Here is an 18,873-nt window from a genome sequence, read left to right on the forward strand (position 1 = left end):
TGTCGGCAGGCTGTGAGTCAACAGACACCATCGGGAAGGAGCCGCGATGGCTCAGGGTGAGGTGGAGCAGGGATTGCGTTACCCGTTCTCCAGTCAGGCCGCGATGGAGCCGCCGGCGGAGTGGGCCCGGTTACGCGAGCAGTGCCCGGTGGCGCGGGTCGTACTGTCCAGCGGGGATGAGGCGGCGCTGGTCACGCGCTATGAGGACGTCAAACGGGTGCTGAGTGACCCGCGGTTCACGCGGCCGACGGTGGCAGGTGGGGCCAGGGTCGCCGACGTCGAGTCGGGTGGGCTGTTCAACAGTGAGATGGCGACCGTGCTGCCCCAGCACGGTGAGGCCCACCTGAAGTGGCGACGCATGGTCGGCAAGTGGTTCACCGCCAGGCGGATGGACGCGCTGCGGCCGATGGTCGAGACAATGGCCGAACAGCTCGTCGACGAGATGACCGAGCGGGGGGCGCCGTCCGACCTCAAGGCCAGCCTCGGGTTTCCGCTGCCGGTGTGGGTGATCTGCGACATGCTCGGCGTGCCGGACTCCGACCGGGATCGGTTCGCCCACTGGTCCGAGCTGATGCTCAGCATGACCCGCCACAGCCAGGCGGAGATGGAGGCTGCGCAGGCGGAGTTCGGCAGGTACATGGCCGGGCACATCGCCGCCAAGCGGGCGAAACCGGGTGAGGACCTGCTCAGCGCGCTCATCACCGACACCGATACCGACGGCGAGCGGATGTCGGACGAGGTCCTGGTGCACACCGGCATCGGCCTGCTCATGGCCGGGCACGAGACCACCGCGAACATGATCGGCAAAATGGTGGCGATGCTGCTCGTCGACCGGCGGCGTTGGGAGGTGCTGCTGGCTGATCGGTCGCTGGTGCGTACTGCCGTGGAGGAGGCGCTGCGGCTGGACGCCAACGCGGGCTTCGGCATGCCGCGGTACCTCACCGAGGAGGTCGAGATCGCCGGCACCGTGCTACCGAGCGGCACCACCGCGGTGTGCAGCATGGCCGCGGCCAACCGCGACGAGCGTGTGTTCGACGGCGCCGACGAGATGAACCTGCGTCGCAGCCCGAATCCGCACCTTGCCTTCGGTGCCGGCGCGCATGCGTGCCTCGGGCAGCCGCTGGCCCGGACCGAACTACGGGCCGTGCTCGACGTGCTGTTGCGCAAGCTGCCCACGCTGGAACTCGCCGTCGGAGTGGACAATCTGCGTCGGGTCGAGGGGCTCCTCGTCGGCGGGCTTCGGGAACTGCCGGTGCGATGGTGATGACGAGCAAGACCGCCGGCAACGATGCCGGCAGTGACGCCGTCCGAACCTTGCGGACGGAGCGGGCACACGCGACCCGAGAGCTGATCATGACGGTGGCGGAGCGGATGTTCGCCGAACACGGGGTGTTCGCCGTGTCCAACCGGCAGGTCAGCGAGGCCGCCGGGCAGGGCAACAACACGGCGGTCGGCTACCACTTCGGCACCAAGACCGACCTGGTGCGCGCGATCGCGCGCAAGCACTCCGCGCCGATCGAGGAGAACCGCCAGCGCATGGTGGCCGCCCTCGGCCACCGCCCCGACATCCGGGACTGGATCGCCTGCCTGGTCCGCCCGGCCACCGAGCACCTGGCCGCGGTGGGCAGCCCCACCTGGCACGGTCGGTTCGCGGCGCAGGTGCTGACCGACCCCTCGCTACGCCCGATCATGATCGAGGAGTACGTCTCGTCACCGTCGCTGGTACGAATCATGGACGGGCTGCACAAGTGCCTTCCCGAACTGCCGGCCGACGTCCGCGCCGAGCGAACCGACATGTCCCGGCAACTGCTGGTGCACATGTTCGCCGAGCGTGAGCGTGCCCTGGCCGAGGGCACCCCCACCCCCCGGGCGAGCTGGCACGACGCCGCGAACGGACTGATCGACGCACTCGTCGGGCTGTGGCTGGCACCGGTCACGACCCACCCGGACGACGCACAGGAGGAACCGTGGAAGTGACGGTGGACCAGGACAAGTGCTGCGGCGCCGGCACCTGCGTGATGCTCGCGCCGGACGTGTTCGACCAGCGGGACGAGGACGGGATCGTGGTCTTGCTCGACGCGCAACCGAACGAGGAACTGCACGAGATCATCCGCGAGGCCGTCAGCGTCTGCCCGGCGGCCGCGATCTCGGTGAGCGGGAACCCGTGAGCGGAGCTCCGGCAGCACACCGTCGAGCCCGGAGCAACCCCGACGACGTACTGGTCGTCGGCGCCTCGGCCGCCGGCCTCGCCACCGTCGAAGCATTACGCCGTGGGGGCTACCGGGGCCAACTGACGGTGCTGGGCGCCGAGCCGCACCCGCCCTACGACCGGCCGCCACTGTCCAAACAGATCCTCTCCGGTAGTTGGCCGGCCGACCGGGCCCAGCTACGGCCGCCGGCCGTGCTGTCCGCCCTGGAGGCGGAGTTCATCGTCGGCGATCCGGCGGTCGGCCTGGATACCGCGACCCGCACCGTCCACACCGCCGCCGGGCGCACGTTGACCGCGGAGGCGATCGTGGTGGCCACCGGGCTACGGCCTCGAACCCTGCCCGGTCAGCACGGCCTGGCGGGCGTGCACGTGCTGCGTACGCTCGACCACGCGCTGGCGCTCCGGGAGGACCTGCTGCGCGGCCCGCGGGTCGTGGTCGTCGGCGACGGCGTACTCGGGGCGGAGATCGCCGCGACCGCGCGCGCCGTGGGCGTCCCGGTCACCATGACCGGTCCCCAGTCGGCGCCGCTGGCGACGCAGCTCGGCCCACTGGCCGCGGGCCTGCTCGCGGACCTGCACACCGAGCACGGGGTCGAGCTGCGGCTCGGCGCCGCGGCCACCGGTCTCACCGGACGGGACGGGTCGGTCACCGGCGTATGCCTGGAGAACGGTGAGGTGCTGCCGGCGGACGTCGTCGTGGTGGCGTTCGGCGCCGTACCGGCGACGGAATGGCTTGTCGGCAGCGGGCTCCGGCTGGAGAACGGGCTGGTGTGCGACTCCCGATCCCGGGCGGCGGAGGGAATCTACGCCGCCGGGGACGTGGCCCGCTGGCATCACGAGCACCTCGACATGTCGCTGCGGCTGGAAAACCGTACCAACGCCACCGAGCAGGCGGTCGCCGTCGCCACCACCATCCTCGGCGACGACCGCCCCTACACCCCCGTGCCCTACTACTGGACCGACCAGTACGACGCCAGGATCCACGTGCACGGGGTGCTGTCACCGGACGCCGAGGTGTCGGTCGTGGACGGCTCGGTGCCGGACCGCCGCTTCGTCGCGCTGTACCGCCGGGACGGCCACGTCACCGGCGTCCTCGGCTGGAACATGCCCAAACAAGCCCGCCTGCGCCGACAGGAACTTCTCGGCGCTTCGGCACTCGTGGAAGGAACGTCATGACCAGCACCGTCGATTCGACCGAAGCGCCGCAGTTCCCGGCGGCCAGGGCGGCGAAGTGCCCGTTCGACCCGCCGCCGACGATGCAGGCGCTGCGGGAGCGGACCCCGTTGGCGCGGGTTCGACTCTGGGACGACACCACGCCATGGCTGGTGACCCGGTACGCCGACCAGCGGGAACTGCTCGGCGACCCGAGGGTGAGCGCCGACATCACCCGCCCCGGCTACCCGAGCCCGGCGCCCATCAGCGACGCACCGATCAGCTTCGTCCTCATGGACGACCCCGAGCACGCCCGACTGCGTCGCATGGTGACCGCGCCCTTCACCATCAAGCGGGTCGAGGCCATGCGGCCGGCCGTACAGCAGATCGTGGACGACCTGATCGAGGAGATGCTGACCGGCCCGAAGCCGGTGGACCTCGTGTCGGCGTTCGCGCTTCCGTTGACGTCGCTGGTGATCTGCCAACTGCTCGGCGTGCCGTACGCGGACCACGACTTCTTCCAGGACCACAGCAGCACGATGATCAACCGGGACGCGGCACCGGAGCAGCGGCGAGACGCCGCCGGCCGGCTGTTCGCGTACCTGGACGAGCTGATCGGCGAGAAGCTCACCAACCCCGGTGAGGACCTGCTGTCCGGGCTGACCGAGCGGATCAGGGCCGGGGAACTGACCCGACCTGACGCGGCCCAGGTGGGCGTACTCATGCTGATCGCCGGGCACGAAACCACCGCGAACATGATCGCGCTCGGCACGCTGGCCCTGCTGGAGCACCCCGACCAGTTGGCACTGCTACGCGAGTCGAACGACCCGAAACTCGTCGCCGGAGCGGTCGAGGAACTCCTGCGGTACCTGCACATCACGCACAACGGGCGACGCCGCGTCGCACTCGAGGACATCGAGATCGCGGGCGAGACCATCCGTGCCGGTGAGGGCATCATCCTGGCCAACGACATCGCGAACCGGGACCCCGCTGTCTTCCCTCACCCCGACCGGCTGGACATCCAGCGGGACGCCCGCCGGCACCTGGCATTCGGCTTCGGAGTGCACCAGTGCCTGGGGCAGCCACTGGCACGAATGGAGCTTCAGGTGGTGTACAGCACGTTGTACCGACGTATTCCCGCGATGCGGCTGGCGGTCGAGCTGGACGAGATCCCGTTCAAGCACGACGGTTCGGTGTACGGCGTGTACGAGCTACCCGTGACCTGGTGACCATACCTCTGGAGGATCCGATGAAGGTAACCATCGACCAGGACAAGTGCGTCGCGTCCGGACAGTGTGTGACGGCCGCGACGGCGGTGTTCGACCAGCGCGACGAGGACGGCGTCGTCGTACTGCTCGACCCTGACCCGGCGGAGGAATTCGCCGACGACGTCCGCCACGCGGCCGCCGTCTGCCCAGCACTGGCCATCACCCTCGCGGAGTAGCACCACGCGCGTCTGGTCGCCGCCCGAACAGCGGCGGCGGCCGGCGCCCCGCCAGGGAGGCTTTCCGCCCCGGCCAACCGGCCGGGGCGGTTTGCGGTCGCGCAGGCGGCCGCCGGCAGCAGGGAGTGTTTCCGTCAGGACGGGTGGCGGTGCAGGCGACGAAGGGTCAGCGCCAACTGCAGACGCAACCGGCCCTGCGGCTCCCGCACACTCCAGCCGAGCAGGTGCTCCGCGTGGCCGATACGGTCCTGCAGCGTCGAATGATGCAGGCACAACACCGTCGCCGCCGCGCGCAAGCTGCTGGTCGACGCCACCGCGTGCAGCGTGGTCAGGACCCAGGATGCTCCGCCCGCCGCGTGTTCCAGCGCTCGCACGTCCGGCACCCCGGCCGGGTGGGGTACGGCGGCGAGCACAGCCAGCGCGCCCAGCTCCTCGAAGTGCACCGACGTCTCCCCGGGGTCCTCGTCGGTGCCTTCGGCCGCGAAGCGCAACGCTGTCCGGGCCGCCCGGTGGGACTCGGGCAGGTCGAGCAGCGGCACCGCCGGACCGATCCCGGCCCGGGTGGTGGGTGCCGGTGTGCCGGCCGCCGCCAGCCGGCACTCGCCCGAGGCCAGGGCCACCGCGTACGCCGTACCGTGCACAGGCAGGCCCAGCCGGCGGGCTGCCTGCAGGCGTACGTCGGCGGGTGCGGATGCGTCCACGACCAGCTCGACCGCGGCCGGGTCCCTGGCCGGGGCCCGGCCGCGGGTGCGGTCCAGCACGGCACCGGCGGCGCCGGTCGCCCGTTCCAGCACCATCGCGTCCACCGGACCGGGCTCCCCGGCGCGTTCCAGCCGCAGCATCGCGGTGCCGACCGGCTGGCCGGGCCAGCTCCCGTCTGCCGGGCCTGGCAGCGGGGCGGCGATCCCGTCCGGCAGCATCCGGATGTGCACCCGGCGGGCGTCGTCGTCCAGCCGGGCCGGGCAGCCGGCCAGCACGGCCGCCCCACGGACGATGCTCTGCAGGCCGGCGCGTCCTTCTACGAGGCTGTCGAAGTATGCGATGACCTGCAGCGCGGCACCCGCGTCCGCGTCCAGCGCGGCGAGCCGGGCGGCCAGTTCGTTCATCGGCTGAGGCTATGCGTTGAACAGCCGGTTGAGCCAGGCAACGCGGGCTCGCCGGGCGTCCCGGGAGATCTGCGCGGTCGGCATCGTCATGTCGAAACCATGGAAAGCGCCCGGCCAGACGTGCAGCTCAGCCTGCCCGCCGGCCTGCCAGATCCGACTCGCGTACGCCACGTCCTCGTCCCGGAAGGTCTCGGCGCTGCCCACCTCGACGAAGGCGGGCGGCAGCCCGGAGAGGTCCTCGGCACGGGCCGGTGCGGCGTACGGCGAGACGTCCGGCCCGCCCGCCGCGTCGCCGAGCAGCGCTCCCCAGCCGGTCTGGTTCGCGGTGTAGTCCCAGATCCCCAGACCGGCCATCTGCAGCGCAGACGGGGTGTTGTTGCGGTCGTCCAGCATCGGGTAGATCAGCATCTGTCCGAGCAGCGCCGGGCCGCCCAGGTCGCGGACCATCAGGGCGACCGCCGCGGCCAGTCCGCCACCCGCGCTGGCGCCGGCGATCATCAGCCGGTCCGGGTCGAAGCCGAGTTCGCCAGCGTGTTCGGCGGTCCAGAGCAGCCCGGCGTAACAGTCGTGGACCGGTCCGGGGTGCTGGGTCTCCGGGGCGAGCCGGTATTCGACCGAAACCACGACGAGGTTGAACTCCTCCGCCCAGTCGAGCAGCATTTGCGGCACGCCGGTGCGGTTGTCGCCGAGGAACATGCCGCCGCCGTGGACGTGGTACAGGCATCCCAGGGTGCCGGTGGGAGCCGTGGGCCGACAGATCAGCAGCGAGATGTCCGGATCACCGTCCAGGCCGGGGACAGCCCGCTCCTCGATCGAGAACCGGCCGTCGCGCCGCAGTTCGTCGTCGGTGGTCCGCGGCCCAGCACCACGCTGGCGCAGGGCCGGGATCATGTCCGGCGTCACCGCTGGCGGGAGCGAGTCGGCCATGGCCGCGAGTGCGGCGCCGAGTTCCGGGTCGAACGGTGGCGGAAGGGCCCTGGTGGTGGTCATGCGTCGCCTCCGAGGATGAACAGCGATCACGGGCGTGACCGCTTCCACCAGCATGGCCGCGCCCATCTGCCTGATCGAGCGCCACGTGGCGGGAATTACCCGCCAGGTGGCGGGTGACCGACCGTGACTCCGGCAGCCCAGCGCGCTGTCGCTATCAGGGGCCGTCGACAACGGTTAGGCGCGCTGTCAGTGATCAATCCTTGGCGGTGGTCTCTGTCTGAACCAGGCCGTCGGGCATGACCTGGATCGCCATCGCGCGGGCTTCGTCGCGGTCTGCGGTGAGGGTCATCCGGACGAAGGTGGCGATGTCCTCGGCTGTGCTGCCGGCGCGTAGGCCGCCAGCGACGCGTAGCCGGTCCGTGGCGAGACCGGCCACGGCGGTGATGAGGCGTTGGGCGTGTTCGTCGGCACGGTCCCCGGCGCCGACGTGTCGACCGTCGAGGGCAAGGCGCGGCTGCTGGACCAGATCCCTACCTGGCCGGACATCCTCGGGCCGGCCGGCGCCGTGCCGGCGACCAACCCGGCCGTTATGGTGGACCCAGGCGCGATGAGGAGTTGCCCAGTGACCGAGGAGACACCCGTGGCTCCGGGTCGGGGCGGACGGCGGCAGCCGGCAGCAGCCGCGGGTCGGGAACCGGAACCTCTCGGCGCCGGATCCGCCGACCCGCTGCATATCGTCACTCGTCGCGACTTCGGTCGAGCGCTCACCAGAATCCGGCAACAAGCACGGCAGAGCGTACGGATGTTGGCGCGAGCGGTGGACGTCCCGCCCAGCACGCTGGGAGGCTATTTTGCCGGCCAGCACCTGCCCTCGCTCCAGCCACCTGACCTCCTGGAACGGATTCTTCGCCAGTGTGGCGTTGACGGGCCGGAAGCGCTCGATGCCTGGCACCAGGCCTACTGGCGGGTCCGCAACGGCTCAGACGAACAGCCTCACGGTGGAATCGCAAGCGCCTCAGGCAACGTGGCGTTGTCGCCGTACCCCGTCGACCGGGTGCCGCCGGTGGCGGTGTCGGTCCGTCCGCCGCTGGGTCTGCTGGACCGGGAGCCGAGCGTACGTGGCCGGGATCGGTTGCTGAATCTGCTCGAAAGTCAGCTGGCCGAGTCGACCCACCTACACGGTCGTCCTCGACTGCACGTACTTCATGGGCTCGGTGGTTGCGGCAAAAGCACGGTTGCGTTGGCCCTGGCACGACGTGCGGTGGCCGCGGGGGTACGAAGTTGGTGGATCTCGGCCGACAATGCGTCGAACGTCACGGCAAGCATGCATGCCCTGGCGTTGGAGCTGGGCGCGTCGCCGGACCGCCTCCGGCTAGGGAGCTTGGCGGACACCCTGTGGCAGTTACTGTTCGACCTCGACGAACCCTGGCTCCTTGTCTTTGACAATGCCGACGATCCGCCGGGCACGCTGGCCCTGCCAACTCACCACGTCACCGACGGCACCGGGTGGCTGAGGCCAATGGACGCGGTTACCGGCATGGTGGTAGTGACCACTCGGGACGGCAGCCAGGCGACGTGGGGCGAACCACGACCGGGTTGGTTGCAGTTGCATCGGGTCCGTGAACTCGGGCCGGAGCAGGGCGGACAGGTGTTGCTGGAGTTGACCGGCGACCGATGCGGCTCGTTGACCGAGGCATCCACGCTAGCGGCCCGGCTAGGCGGCCTGCCACTGGCGTTGTCGCTGGCAGGCCGATATCTCGCGGAGGCGCTCGACATGCCCGCGGGTCTGTCTGCCCCAGGTAGGCCTCGTGACTTCGTGAGTTACGCAGACGCGGTTCAGCGCGGTCAGCACGACGAACTGTTCGGTGTCGGCACCCGTACGACGCACCGAGACCGGTCGGCGCACCGGACTCTGGAATGGACCTGGGAGCTGTCCCTTGACCAGCTCGACGACCGTGGCCTGTCCCTGGCTCGGCCACTCTTGCAGATCTTGGCGTGCCTCGGGCCCGCGCCGATTCCGTACGAGATGCTGCTGCGGGCCGATCTGCTCAGCGCGTCGTCATTGTTCGGTGGCTCAAGGGAGGCGACCGGACGGGCAGTGTGGGAGGCGCTACAGGGGCTCGAGGGGCTCGGTTTGGTGGGATTGGCCCTCCACGACGGTGTGAGGCTGCTGACGTTGCACCCCCTGGTTCGGGACGTGGCACGCCGGCATCCCGAGGTCCGTCAAGGGATTGGCGGGTATCTGGACCTGACGACGGCCCTCTTGGCGCCGGTGGTCGAGGACACCGACCCGAAGGCACCGGATGCCTGGGAGCGGTGGCAATTGCTGGTCGCACACTGCGGTGCGCCTCTCGACCTGGTGAACGAGCACAAGGTGGCACCGACGGCGGTGCCGCCGGCCGTCGTCGAGTTGGCCGGGCGGGCGGCGAGTTACCTGCGGGCGGCCGGGCATCTGGGCCAGGCTCAGGCGGCGTACGAAAACGCCCTAGCCTCGGCGCAGCGGATGTTTCCCCTGTCGCACCCGCTGGTCCTGTGGCTCCGGCACGATCTTGCCCGCGTACGCCACGACCAGGGAGATCTCGCCGTGGCGGAACGGATGTTCGGCGCCGTGCTCGCGGCACGAGTCGCCACCCTCGGCCCGGAGCATCCGGACACCCTCACCACCCAGCACTATCTCGCCCGCGCATGGCGCGACCAGGGCCGTCTCGACGAGGCGGACGGGCTGTTCACCGCCACGTTGAAGGCGAGGTTGTCCGTCCTCGGTGACGACGACCCGGACACCTTGACCAGCAGCAACGGTGTAGCCGACATGCTGCGGGTGCGGGGCCGGTTGGCCGAGGCGCGTGATGCCTACAAGCAGGTGCTGGCGCGGCGTACGGTGGTGCTGGGACCACGGCACCCAGCGACCTTGGTCACCCGGCACTATCTGGCCGAGGTGTTGTGCGAGACCGACAGCCTGGACACCGCGCTGGCAGAGTTGAACTGGTTGATCGCGGCGAACTCGGAGGTTCGGGGTAAGGAGCACCCGCGGACTCTCGCGGTGCGCCAGTCACTGGTCCGGGTGCTGCACGATCTTGGCAAACTCCGGGAGGCCGAAGCCCACTGCCGCCCACTTGTCGAGACTCGCGATCGACTGCTGGGCGCGGCGCATCCGGCGACGCTGGCAAGTCGGCACCGGCTCGGCCTGATCCTGCTGGACCTCGGTGAATTCGCCGAGGCCGAACACCACTTGCACGCTGTCCTCGTCGGTCGGCTCCAGGTGCTCGGGGACCGACATCCGAACACGGTGCTATCGCGGGAAACCGTCGAAGCGGTGCGGCGCCGGGCGTACGAGTAACCGGTGGAGCAGTCAGCTGGGCTCCCGCAGACGAGGTGGATGGAACATGTTCCTTTGCCTGGTTCGGGTGCGCGGACGCGATGCAAACGAAGGAGCGTTCGGCAGCCATCGCCGGCGACCGTCGGCAATGGTCACCAGCGAGGTCGTCCAAGGCGCCGGCTAACGGAAGAAGTTGGGGCGTACGACCGTCGGGTCGTACGTCTGGCGGTAGACCGGGGTGGCCGAGGCGCCGATCGGCGGTACGATCCACGCCCATTCGGCGTGCACACTCGCACCGGCTCGGCGGCGCGCCTCGACGTACCGGTGGAACTGGTCGGTCATGGTGTGGTGGTCCAGGACACGAATGCCGGCCGACTCGTACGAGGCGAGGACCGCGGCTGTGAGTTCGATCTGCGCCCGGTCCTTCCACAGGGTTCGGTCGTTGCTGGTGTCGATCCCGAGCCGGGCGGCCACCTTGGGCAGAAGGTCGTAGCGGTCGGTGTCGCCGAAATTGCGAGCGCCGATCTCCGTCGCGACGTACCACCCGCTGAACGGTGCCGTGGGATAGCTGATGCCGCCGATCTCCAGCCGCATGTCGGCGACGGTGGGGAAGGCATACCAGCGCAGGTCGGTGTCGACGAGCCGACCGTGTGTGGGGTGTGCGATCGGCACGTCGGGGCAGTTCCGCTCATCCACCTCGCGCCAGACGAGGTCGCCGTCCGCCGAGCGCAGCAGCACGGGCAGTCGATCGAAGTCGCCCCATCGGGGGGCCCAGCCGAGCGCGATCATCTGTGTGGTCAGGGCCTGGTTGGCGGGATCGCCGCGCCGGGTACCGTCGGGCATCCGGTAACCGGCGTAGCGGACGAGTTGGGGGCTGAGCAGTGTCGGGGTCGGACATGGGGCACCCTGCGGGGCGAACACGGTGATCACCGGTCGGATTCGTCCCCCGTCGAACGCCTCAGCCAGATGCTGGTTCAGCTGGTCGACCACGCCGTCGACAGTGTGTACGTGGCGGCGGTCCCGTACCTGGAGGGTGCGCCAGTAGAGCTGGCCGATGCACCGGGTGTGGTGGCGCCAGGCGAGGCGGGCGCCGAAGGCGAGTTCGTCGGACCGGTGGACGTAGGTGCCGGATCGGTCGATCTCGGCGAGTACCTGGGCGCGGCGTTCCGTATGTTCGCTATCGGACCAGTGCAGCTCGTCAGCGCATTGCCGAAGGAAGTTGACAGCCTCGGTGGGCAAGTCACCGACCCGGCCCGGGACGGCCGTGTCGACGGTGCGGCCGCTCATGCCGTCGCCTCCTTGCCGTTCGGCGGCGTCGACACCGCGACCGGTACGGGCGCGAGAACGACGGTGGCGTACGGACGAATGCGGTTGGCGCGGGTCGGATGAGGCGCACCGGCTATCTGGAGCACAATGCCGGATCGCTCTACTACGAGGTGGTGGGGACGGGTGATCCGGCGGTGCTCATCCATGGGTTCTCCCTCGATCACCGGATGTGGCGTGAGCAGGTCCGTGGTCTCCGCCCGGATTTCCGGGTGGTCACCTACGACTGCCGGGGATTCGGTCGGTCGTCCTGCCCCACCGGGGCCTACAGCCATCACGACGACCTTCGCCGCCTGCTCGCGCACCTCGGGATCGACTCCGCGCACCTTGTGGGGGTGTCGATGGGCGGCCGGATCGCGCTGAACTACGCGCTGCGGTGGCCGGGGTCGGTGCGCTCGCTCGCCCTGATCGGCAGCGATGTCGGCGGGCACCGGCACCGGATCGACTGGGATGTCGATGTCGAGAAGCTCGGGCTGGCGGGGGCGCGTGCGGCCTGGCTGGCCCACGAACTGTTCGACACCGTCCGGACACATCGCGCCGGGTGGGCGGCTGTCCGGGCGATGGTGAGGGATTACTCCGGCTGGCATTGGTCCCACGCCGACATCCGGGTGCCGTCGGACACCGGCGCGGTCGAGCGTCTGCACGAGGTCCGGGCCCGTACCTCGGTCATCGTCGGGGAGCTCGACCTCCCGGACTTCCACGAAATCGCCCGGGTCCTGCAGGCGCGGATACGGCGGGTACGGCCCGTCGTGATGCCGGGTGTCGGGCACCTGGTCAACCTGGAGGCACCGCGGACCTGCACCGAACTGCTCCGGCGCCATCTCATGGGAGTGAGCCCGTCGACGACGCGGGGGTGAACTGCTTCCAGGCTCCGGACGCGTACCAGTGGCGGTCGAACGCCTCGATCGTGGGCAGGTCGCCCCGGGGACCGGTGTCGGAGGTGACAACGGCACGCCAGAAAGCGTCGATCAACCCGCTGTACCGGGTCGCCAGCCACAGGTCACGGCGGACGAACGGGTCGCCATGCGTCCGCACGACCCTCAGGTCGTAGCAGCCCCGGTAGGCGTTGCCGAACGCGGTGAACGGTGCCCGCCACAGTTGGGCGCCGGGCGCGCGGATCGAGTAGCGCACCCGTGCGGCTACGTGCCCGCCGTGCCAGAACTGGGCCGACTCGGCGAGGTCGGGCATGGTCGGTGGGAAGAAGTAGTGCCGCTGGGTCGGGATCTCGGCGCGGTCGAAGTTACCGGGGACAAAGTGCCACCGGTTGTATTGCATTCGTTGCGCGACCAGCCAGAGCATGTGCCCCACCTGCGACGGTGCGAGGTCGAGTCGGGTCGGATGCGGCAGCACGCAACAGAAGAAGTCCGGCTTGCGCAGCGTCAGGGCGGACGCGACCCGGTTCGGACCGACGCTGGCCAGCCGCTGCGGGTCACGAACCGCGCTCGACATGCCGTAGTCGGCGTCGAGGTCCACGACCGCAGACAGCACCATCGTGCCGAGCATTCGCTCCAGCAACGGCCCCGCCTGGCCCGGTGGCCGGGCGATGATCTCTGCCACGATCCGGGTGACCGCATCCTCACCGTCCAGTCGCCGGTCGACGTCCAGGCCGAGCGAAGCTTCGGCGAAGGCCCGCACCGGCTGAGGGAGGGTGCCGTGCCGGCGTTCCGCGTACGGGAGGGGTACGAGCACCTCCTGCTTGGCGAAGGTCAGTCCGCAGATGCGGCGGAACCTGACAGTGCCAGAGTTGTCGACCAGCATGCCGAGTTCGGCAACCTCGCGGGCCAGTGCCTCGATGTCCTGTTCGGCCGTGCCGACGGGCCGGTCGGCGCCGGTGGCGTGCGCGTAGCGATTTCGGGTCGACACCAGCCAGGCGAACAGGCTGGTGGCGGTCAACTGTCTGCCGTTGAACTCCTCGAACCGGATCGCGCGTCCGGCGGCGAAGAGCAGGTGCGCGGCGGCGGTGAACAGGCGTTCCTCGGTGCGCCACTTGTGCAGTGGTAGCTCGGCGAGGCGGCAGAGCAGCCCTTCGCGGAGCAGGTTGCTGGTGCCGGCATCGGACCGGGAGAAGACAGTGCGCCCGCAGTAGACGAGCACGGTTTCCACCCGGTCGATCCAGTCGGCGACCTGACGTACCCGGTCGCCGAGGTCGCCGGCCTCTTCCCAGGACCGCAGCATCCGGTCGAGCCGCGCTTGCTCGTGCCGTTCGGTGATGTGCCAGTCGGCGGCTTCCTCCTCGACCTGCTCGAGGATGGACTCGCCCACCCGTATCCGTCCGAGTAGGTCATCGGGCCGGGCAAGATGCCGCTCCGCCGGGCCGAACAGCGACAGTTTGCCCTGTGGCGAGTACGCGACCAGCACGTCGTCCCGGGCGAGGGCGCGATCACTGGCGGGTTCTTCGGCGGCGACGGTTTCCAGGCGTAGGTCCGGCACCCCCATGACGAGATGCAGCAACGCTCGCTCCTCGACCGTCAGCCCGGCGACGGCATGTTGGTAGGGCACCCGGCCCCCGACGGTCAGCAGGAGAGCGAGTGCCACGTACGCGGGCTGGTCGGCGCGGGCGTCGGCGCGGATCTGTGCGAAGAGGTCCCGGGCGGTCGGCTCGGGGGAATGTGGTTCGTCACCGTGCACGGTCCCCTCCTCTTGCGGCTCGTACGCCGTTGACGTCGCCGGCGCGCACCGTGGTCTCCTGGGCGACGGTCGCGGCGGCGGTGAGCGCGGTGTTGACCCGGTGTCGCCAGGCGGCGCTGACTGCTGCCGGTGGCCCGCCGGGTGCGGATGCGATAGTTCCGATGCACTCGGGCGCGTTACATGAGCAGGTGAAGTGCCAGGCGTCGTCGTATCGGAACGTGCGGTAGTCGCAGGTGACCTCGTCTCCCTTGCGGATGTCGACCACGGCGATCCCGACGGACAGGCCGGCGTCGAGCACTGTCGCCGCACACGAGTGGTTGAGCAGGTGTGCGCCACGGCAGGGTGTGATGAGGCCGCCGTCGGCCCGCCGGTAGCCGAACTCGCCGAGCCAGCGCAGGACGCCTTCGGGTGTCCTGCGCTGGACACGTTCGGAAAATACGCTGCATTTCGGGCAGGGCCACCAAAGCGCGGTGCCCATCGGAATGTCACGCAGGGCGATGACACCAACCCCGTGGATGCGGCTGTAGCCCGGGTGGAGTGCGGAGTGCAACATCAGCACAGCTCCAGGATCCGGATGAGCTCGCGTTCAGCAGCGGCGACCGACGAGGCGTCGGTGCCGGTGACGAGGTACCGCCACTTGCCGTCCACGTCGAGGGTGTCGACGGGCAGGACGACCCGGGCCGGGGCGGCCGGGTCGGCGAGACCGGCGCGGGCCACGGCCGCGGCGGCGGAGTGGAAGTCCATCCGGGTCGCGCCGCGCCGTACATCGGCCCGCCAGTTCACCGGACTCGCCGAGCCATGCAGTCGCTGGGCCAGCTCATGCAGGTAGGTGCCACCGGTACGACGTACGTTGGCCTCGGTGACCACATGGGCGCCTGCCAGGGCGCCACCGTCGAGGTCGAAAATCCCCCGGTAGCCGCGATCGTGCAACCAGTCACCAATCCGCCGCGCGGCCAGCAACAGGTCGTCGTACGGCGGGCGGGGGGCGGCGGGGGTGGTCATCCCGGTCCACGCGTTGTCGACCGTGCGTTGGTCGCAGGTGTAGAACTCGCTCACCCCACTCTCCTCGACCAGCATCTCCATGCTGGGAGCGGCGTCGAACGGCAGGAACTCCTCGTAGACCCAACCGCAGGCCCGGTACGGTGGCTCCCCCGCCAGTTCGTGGACACGCCGGTCGAGCGGGACCGGGTCGTCGGCGTGGATGACGACGGTGCCGCTGCCGTTCGAGGAGCGGTCGACCTTCACGATCGCCGCCCGATGATCGGCCAGGAACCGTTCCAGCAGCCTGGTCAGCGCCGCCGGGGTGCGGGCGTGCCCGCCGTCGGCGATCGGGAGACCGAGGCCGGAGGCGATCCGCCGGAATCCCGACTTGGTGTTGATGTCGCGGATGGCGGCGAGGGTCGCCGCGGAGGGTCCGAATTGGTACGGGTGCACCCGCAGGTCCCGGTCCGCGGCGAAGGCCGTGACGGCGGCATCGACGACGAACGGCGCGAGCGTCGGACGCGCCGCGACCCGGTCGGCCGCGTCGAGGTCTGCGACGACGTCGAGAGCGTGGACGCCCCGGATCTGCTCAGGGGCGACGATGTCGACCTGGGTCAGGTCGAGCCCGAGTGTCCGCTCGACGTAGTCACGGAAGCCGTGGTCGCATGGGGCGAGGAGGACCACGCAGTCGCCGGGGTTCGCCTGCCACAGCTTACGGGGCGTGACCGCGGCCATCACCCGCGCGTAACCATGCGGCGCAGTGTCGATCATGACGTCGTTCACGAGGTTCGCGATGACGGTCCGGGCGCTGTCGGCGGCCATCACACCGCCTCCGTCGCGGCAGCCCGGCTGGCGGTCAGGAGCACGTGTCCGGCGAGCATCCAGCACGCGTCGACGTCGACGAATCCGGCTGCACGCAGCCAGTCCAGGTGCTCCACCAGGGTCGCCGGCCGGTCCACGGGATCGGGGTGGGTGAACGTGTTCCACCGTGTTTCACGAAACGCGTCGGCGGCGGCAGGGCCGCCATGGATGGCCACCGACTGACGAGCGACCTCGGCATCCCAGCGGCGGGCCGCGAGCGCCGTCGTGGCTCGGGTGGCCGGGCGGACGAGGTCCGCCATCACGAAGACCGCCCCGGGTACGAGCATCGCATTCAGATCCTGGTAGAGCTGCCGTTTGTCGGGATCGGCGAGATGGTGCACGGCAAGCGAGGTCACCACCGCGCCATAAGTGCCACTGCGCCAACCGCGGTCTTCCAACGCCGCTCGCTGCAGGCGGACCCTGGTGCCGAACGGGGCAAGCCTGCGACCAGCCAGCTCCAGCATCCGTGCGGACCCGTCCAGGGCGGTGACCCGCGCCGTCGGGAACCGCTGGAGCAGTTCGGCGGTCAGTTTGCCGTCACCACAGCCGAGGTCGAGAATCTCCGGCGTCGGAAGCGGGGTTACCAGGTCGCAGATGCTCTCGATCTGTGCGCGTCGCTGGGGCACGAACGCGTCGCCGTACCGCACGAACACATCGGTGTCGCTAGCCTGCCAGGTCTCGGGTTCGGTGCCGTTCATGACGCCTCCACCTGGTCGAGGATTCCCTGTCGGTACAGCCAGGCGGCAGTGGCCTGGCAGGAGTGCGGCACCGCTGTCGGTGCGGCCCCGAGGACGGTGCTCAGCCAGGCCCGGACTTCGGCCGTGTCAGCTGTGCGGATGACCGCACCCATTCCGGCGACGAGCAGCGCGTCGGTGTTCGGCTCCGCGGTCCACAGCAGGGGTGCCGCGCCGCGCCGCACCACCGTCCGGACCACCCGCGTCGAACGGTCCGGGGGCGCCGGGCGCATGGCCAACCCGGAGAGCTGGGCGAGGAGCCGACCGGTGTCGCCCGTGAAGCCGGTATGGGCTCGATACCGGGCCAGCCACTCCTGCGGCACCGCGCCCGCGAGATCGCCGTTCCACGGGTGCAGGCCGGCGATCGGGTCGAGGCCATGCTCGTACATCGCGATGTTCAGGGCCATCGCCAGGCCGTGGGTTTGCGCGACGTGCCAGGTGCCGACCGACCAGCGGAAGCCCTCACCCGCCCCGGCGGTCAGCGTGCGGGCCTGGTCGAGCAGCCCGGCCGGGTCCAGCGTCGGCAGGTACTCCTCCCGGGTGCCGGTGTCCGGCGCGGCGTCGGCGCGCATCGGCGCGTCCGCCGGTGGCCAGGTATCGGCGAGGAAGAAGTGCATGCTCTTGGCACCTTCGACGACGAGGTGCAGGTTGGCGCACGACTCGCGGTGGATGCCGCCCGGCGTGCAGCGGTAGTCGCCGAAGAACGCCTCCGCCTCGACCGGACCGCGAGGCACCCCGTGCCGGGCCAGGTAGGGCGCCAACGTGTGCACCAGCGCCTCGAACAGCCCCCGATGATGCTGCTGGACGGCCCGTGCCCAGAGGAAGAACGGGCCGCCGCCGGTCAGTGTGGCCAGCGTCGTGAGCCACCGCTGTGGACCGTCGGCCGCCGGACCAGCGCGGTGCGGCCACCAACTCGCGTCGGTCACGAAGTCGCCGTCGACGACGAGTTTGACGTGCTGCGGCAACCGGCCGTCGGCCTCGGCGGCGAACGCGCTGCGCGCCGCGCGCCACACGGTGGCGACGGTCAGCTCGGGGATCGCCCACCGGACCGGCGCGCAACGTCCGCCGGGATCGGCCACGACGAGAGCGGGTGAGGCGTTCACGCGGCCTCCGTCCCGGCCGGCGCCGACCCCGGCGGGTACCGGTGATGGCGCCCGTTCGGATCCGTGACGAGGTACCCGTCGCCGTCGGGCTCGAGGTAGGTGGCGCCGATCGGCACCTTGCCGTGCCCGCCCGGGATGTCCAGTACGTAGGTCGGCTGACAGAGTCCGGACACCGCACCACGCAGCGTCCGGACGATCTCCTGACCGCTCGCGATGCTCGTCCGGAAGTGGCTCGTACCCGGAGCAAGGTCGCTCTGATGCAGGTAGTAGGGCTTGACCCGGTTGCATACCAGCGTGCGGAACAGGTCTTCTAGTGCGTCGGCGGTGTCGTTGACACCCTTGAGCAACACCGTCTGGCTCAGTAGCGGCAGTCCGCCGTCGGCGAGGCGACGCAGTGCGGTCAGGGCGGCGTCGCCGAGCTCCTGGCGGTGGTTGCAGTGCACCACCACCCAGACCGGGGTGTCGCCGGTGAGTGCCCCTACCATCGCGTCGGTGATCCGCTCCGGTGACACCACCGGTATCCGGGTGTGCACCCGGACCACACCGACGTGCGCGATGGAGTCGAGTTCGTCGACGATGCGTCGCAACCGGGCTGGTGGCAGCATCAGCGGGTCACCGCCGGTCAGGATCACCTCCCAGATCTGCGGCCGTTCCCGGATGTAGTCCATGGCCCGGCGGAGGTCCTCGTCGCCGAGCACACCGTGCTCGGGACCGACCATCTCCCGACGGAAGCAGAACCGGCAGTAGACCGGACACATGTGCAGCGGCTTGAGCAGGACCCGGTCCGGGTAGCGGTGGGTGATACCGGGCACCGGGGTGAAGGGCAGGTCACCGATCGGGTCGGTCAGCTCCTCCGGCGTGCCGAGCAGTTCCCGGCGGTCGGGCACGAACTGCCGCCCCACCGGATCGTCCGCGGCCCCGATCCGGCCACGCATCGCCGTCGTGACACTGATCGCGTACCTCTCGGCGATCCGGCCGAGCTCGGACCGGTCGTCGTCCGCGACCAGGCCGGCGTCCACCAGCCCGTCCACCGTCCTGATCGTCCCTCGTGAGTCGCCCATCGGTCAGCACCCTTCCCACCAGTCG

18 protein-coding genes are annotated in these 18,873 nt (G+C 70.2%); 8 read left to right on the forward strand and 10 right to left on the reverse strand.

Annotation, left to right across the window (positions count from 1 at the left end):
* Window positions 1-46 precede the first annotated feature (46 nt).
* The 6 genes from AB0J90_RS30670 to AB0J90_RS30695 are packed head-to-tail and all read left to right on the forward strand — an operon-like array spanning window position 47 to window position 4,805.
* Complete coding sequence (locus AB0J90_RS30670; RefSeq protein WP_363601810.1) at window positions 47-1,264, forward strand: cytochrome P450; 1,218 nt, start codon at window positions 47-49, stop codon at window positions 1,262-1,264.
* Entirely contained in the window at window positions 1,264-1,977 is a 714-nt protein-coding gene (locus AB0J90_RS30675) for a TetR family transcriptional regulator (protein WP_363601812.1), read from the forward strand. Before AB0J90_RS30670 ends, AB0J90_RS30675 begins: the two co-directional genes overlap by 1 nt.
* Window positions 1,968-2,168: a ferredoxin gene (locus tag AB0J90_RS30680; RefSeq protein WP_363601814.1), complete on the forward strand. Its 201-nt coding sequence runs from the start codon at window positions 1,968-1,970 to the stop codon at window positions 2,166-2,168. The genes AB0J90_RS30675 and AB0J90_RS30680 overlap by 10 nt, the downstream gene beginning before the upstream one ends.
* A complete protein-coding gene (locus AB0J90_RS30685; protein ID WP_363601816.1) occupies window positions 2,165-3,385 on the forward strand; it encodes an FAD/NAD(P)-binding oxidoreductase in 1,221 nt (406 codons plus the stop codon). Before AB0J90_RS30680 ends, AB0J90_RS30685 begins: the two co-directional genes overlap by 4 nt.
* Window positions 3,382-4,590 (forward strand): cytochrome P450, encoded by a 1,209-nt coding sequence (locus tag AB0J90_RS30690; RefSeq protein WP_363601818.1) that lies wholly within the window; start codon window positions 3,382-3,384, stop codon window positions 4,588-4,590. Before AB0J90_RS30685 ends, AB0J90_RS30690 begins: the two co-directional genes overlap by 4 nt.
* Before the next feature lie 20 nt (window positions 4,591-4,610).
* Window positions 4,611-4,805 (forward strand): ferredoxin, encoded by a 195-nt coding sequence (locus AB0J90_RS30695; protein WP_363601820.1) that lies wholly within the window; start codon window positions 4,611-4,613, stop codon window positions 4,803-4,805.
* 134 nt (window positions 4,806-4,939) lie between these two features.
* Here the strand turns inward: AB0J90_RS30695 and AB0J90_RS30700 are convergent, their stop codons facing one another.
* The 3 genes from AB0J90_RS30700 to AB0J90_RS30710 form a co-directional block, all read right to left on the reverse strand.
* The gene (locus AB0J90_RS30700) at window positions 4,940-5,911 is read right to left on the reverse strand and encodes a helix-turn-helix domain-containing protein (protein WP_363601821.1); all 972 of its coding nucleotides are present in this window, start codon (window positions 5,909-5,911) and stop codon (window positions 4,940-4,942) included.
* A gap of 9 nt (window positions 5,912-5,920) precedes the next feature.
* On the reverse strand, window positions 5,921-6,901 hold the full coding sequence (locus tag AB0J90_RS30705; protein ID WP_363601823.1) for an alpha/beta hydrolase: 981 nt from the start codon (window positions 6,899-6,901) through the stop codon (window positions 5,921-5,923).
* 193 nt (window positions 6,902-7,094) lie between these two features.
* Complete coding sequence (locus tag AB0J90_RS30710; protein ID WP_363601825.1) at window positions 7,095-7,277, reverse strand: hypothetical protein; 183 nt, start codon at window positions 7,275-7,277, stop codon at window positions 7,095-7,097.
* Between the two features lie 21 nt (window positions 7,278-7,298).
* Here AB0J90_RS30710 and AB0J90_RS30715 point away from each other — a divergent pair, with 21 nt between their 5' ends.
* Entirely contained in the window at window positions 7,299-10,178 is a 2,880-nt protein-coding gene (locus tag AB0J90_RS30715; RefSeq protein ID WP_363601827.1) for a helix-turn-helix transcriptional regulator, read from the forward strand.
* 159 nt (window positions 10,179-10,337) lie between these two features.
* On the opposite strand, the gene AB0J90_RS30720 is transcribed toward AB0J90_RS30715, so the two are convergent.
* A complete protein-coding gene (locus AB0J90_RS30720) occupies window positions 10,338-11,444 on the reverse strand; it encodes a nitric oxide synthase oxygenase (RefSeq protein ID WP_363601829.1) in 1,107 nt (368 codons plus the stop codon).
* A 98-nt stretch (window positions 11,445-11,542) separates the two neighbouring features.
* Between AB0J90_RS30720 and AB0J90_RS30725 the strand changes: the two genes are divergently transcribed.
* Window positions 11,543-12,337, forward strand: coding sequence for an alpha/beta hydrolase (locus tag AB0J90_RS30725; RefSeq protein ID WP_363601831.1), 795 nt, complete (start codon window positions 11,543-11,545; stop codon window positions 12,335-12,337).
* On the opposite strand, the gene AB0J90_RS30730 is transcribed toward AB0J90_RS30725, so the two are convergent.
* The 6 genes from AB0J90_RS30730 to AB0J90_RS30755 are packed head-to-tail and all read right to left on the reverse strand — an operon-like array spanning window position 12,303 to window position 18,848.
* Window positions 12,303-14,108 carry a hypothetical protein gene (locus tag AB0J90_RS30730; protein ID WP_363601833.1) on the reverse strand — a complete coding sequence of 602 codons (1,806 nt, stop codon included), beginning with the start codon at window positions 14,106-14,108 and terminating at the stop codon, window positions 12,303-12,305. The two genes, AB0J90_RS30725 and AB0J90_RS30730, sit on opposite strands and share 35 nt — an antisense overlap.
* Window positions 14,098-14,661: an SET domain-containing protein-lysine N-methyltransferase gene (locus AB0J90_RS30735; protein WP_363601835.1), complete on the reverse strand. Its 564-nt coding sequence runs from the start codon at window positions 14,659-14,661 to the stop codon at window positions 14,098-14,100. The genes AB0J90_RS30730 and AB0J90_RS30735 overlap by 11 nt, the downstream gene beginning before the upstream one ends.
* Window positions 14,661-15,911: a hypothetical protein gene (locus AB0J90_RS30740; protein WP_363601837.1), complete on the reverse strand. Its 1,251-nt coding sequence runs from the start codon at window positions 15,909-15,911 to the stop codon at window positions 14,661-14,663. The genes AB0J90_RS30735 and AB0J90_RS30740 overlap by 1 nt, the downstream gene beginning before the upstream one ends.
* Complete coding sequence (locus AB0J90_RS30745) at window positions 15,911-16,648, reverse strand: class I SAM-dependent methyltransferase (protein WP_363601839.1); 738 nt, start codon at window positions 16,646-16,648, stop codon at window positions 15,911-15,913. Before AB0J90_RS30745 ends, AB0J90_RS30740 begins: the two co-directional genes overlap by 1 nt.
* Window positions 16,645-17,787 carry a hypothetical protein gene (locus tag AB0J90_RS30750; RefSeq protein ID WP_363601841.1) on the reverse strand — a complete coding sequence of 381 codons (1,143 nt, stop codon included), beginning with the start codon at window positions 17,785-17,787 and terminating at the stop codon, window positions 16,645-16,647. The genes AB0J90_RS30745 and AB0J90_RS30750 overlap by 4 nt, the downstream gene beginning before the upstream one ends.
* Window positions 17,784-18,848: a lysine-2,3-aminomutase-like protein gene (locus AB0J90_RS30755; RefSeq protein WP_363601843.1), complete on the reverse strand. Its 1,065-nt coding sequence runs from the start codon at window positions 18,846-18,848 to the stop codon at window positions 17,784-17,786. Before AB0J90_RS30755 ends, AB0J90_RS30750 begins: the two co-directional genes overlap by 4 nt.
* Window positions 18,849-18,873: the final 25 nt, after the last annotated feature.

Origin of the sequence: Micromonospora sp. NPDC049523 (assembly GCF_040676775.1) — a bacterium.
In the GTDB taxonomy this organism is placed as follows: domain Bacteria; phylum Actinomycetota; class Actinomycetes; order Mycobacteriales; family Micromonosporaceae; genus Micromonospora_G.

Bases quoted from the DNA above. Each gene is read 5' to 3' on its own strand.
- AB0J90_RS30700 (WP_363601821.1), bottom strand. From the start codon at position 5,911: ATGAACGAACTGGCCGCCCGGCTCGCCGCGCTGGACGCGGACGCGGGT.
- AB0J90_RS30670 (WP_363601810.1), top strand. From the start codon at position 47: ATGGCTCAGGGTGAGGTGGAGCAGGGATTGCGTTACCCGTTCTCCAGT.
- AB0J90_RS30755 (WP_363601843.1), bottom strand. From the start codon at position 18,848: ATGGGCGACTCACGAGGGACGATCAGGACGGTGGACGGGCTGGTGGAC.
- AB0J90_RS30725 (WP_363601831.1), top strand. From the start codon at position 11,543: ATGAGGCGCACCGGCTATCTGGAGCACAATGCCGGATCGCTCTACTAC.
- AB0J90_RS30705 (WP_363601823.1), bottom strand. From the start codon at position 6,901: ATGACCACCACCAGGGCCCTTCCGCCACCGTTCGACCCGGAACTCGGC.
- AB0J90_RS30720 (WP_363601829.1), bottom strand. From the start codon at position 11,444: ATGAGCGGCCGCACCGTCGACACGGCCGTCCCGGGCCGGGTCGGTGAC.
- AB0J90_RS30675 (WP_363601812.1), top strand. From the start codon at position 1,264: ATGACGAGCAAGACCGCCGGCAACGATGCCGGCAGTGACGCCGTCCGA.
- AB0J90_RS30695 (WP_363601820.1), top strand. From the start codon at position 4,611: ATGAAGGTAACCATCGACCAGGACAAGTGCGTCGCGTCCGGACAGTGT.
- AB0J90_RS30740 (WP_363601837.1), bottom strand. From the start codon at position 15,911: ATGGCCGCCGACAGCGCCCGGACCGTCATCGCGAACCTCGTGAACGAC.
- AB0J90_RS30735 (WP_363601835.1), bottom strand. From the start codon at position 14,661: ATGTTGCACTCCGCACTCCACCCGGGCTACAGCCGCATCCACGGGGTT.
- AB0J90_RS30745 (WP_363601839.1), bottom strand. From the start codon at position 16,648: ATGAACGGCACCGAACCCGAGACCTGGCAGGCTAGCGACACCGATGTG.
- AB0J90_RS30690 (WP_363601818.1), top strand. From the start codon at position 3,382: ATGACCAGCACCGTCGATTCGACCGAAGCGCCGCAGTTCCCGGCGGCC.